Annotated in this window: 1 tRNA gene; it reads right to left on the bottom strand. The window is 50.9% G+C overall.

The window, feature by feature from the left end:
* Window positions 1-49: 49 nt before the first annotated feature.
* Window positions 50-125, bottom strand: a tRNA-Glu gene (locus tag AAHA41_RS22580).
* Between the last annotated feature and the right edge of the window lie 258 nt (window positions 126-383).

The raw sequence follows: 383 nt of genomic DNA, 5'->3' as shown, positions 1-383 counted from the left end.
GTTAAGAATCAGTTTCTTAACTCTGCATTCTTGTTAGCAAGAAGAGAAGTGGCGTCCCCTAGGGGATTCGAACCCCTGTTACCGCCGTGAAAGGGCGGTGTCCTAGGCCTCTAGACGAAGGGGACCCAAAATCATCTTTGCGCTGCGTCAGCAGTGCAGATTTTGGGTAATGGCGAGTGCCGAGCCTGCGAGGCCGAGCGCCATTATTCACATCCCAAAACCCAATGATAGGGCTTCTCTCGTTTGGCCTTAGCCAAACAAGCACTGACGCTTGCGCATCAGGTCTTTGCTCTAACTACTTTGAATCAAGGCAATCTGTGTGAACACTCAACAACTTCGTCATCTTAAGGTAAGGAGGTGATCCAACCCCAGGTTCCCCTAGG

This window comes from Aeromonas sp. SER, from assembly GCF_038739615.1.
In the GTDB taxonomy this organism is placed as follows: domain Bacteria; phylum Pseudomonadota; class Gammaproteobacteria; order Enterobacterales; family Aeromonadaceae; genus Aeromonas; species Aeromonas jandaei.
The sequence above is the reverse complement of the archived record's forward strand: the minus strand, read 5'-3'. Positions and strand labels throughout refer to the sequence as shown.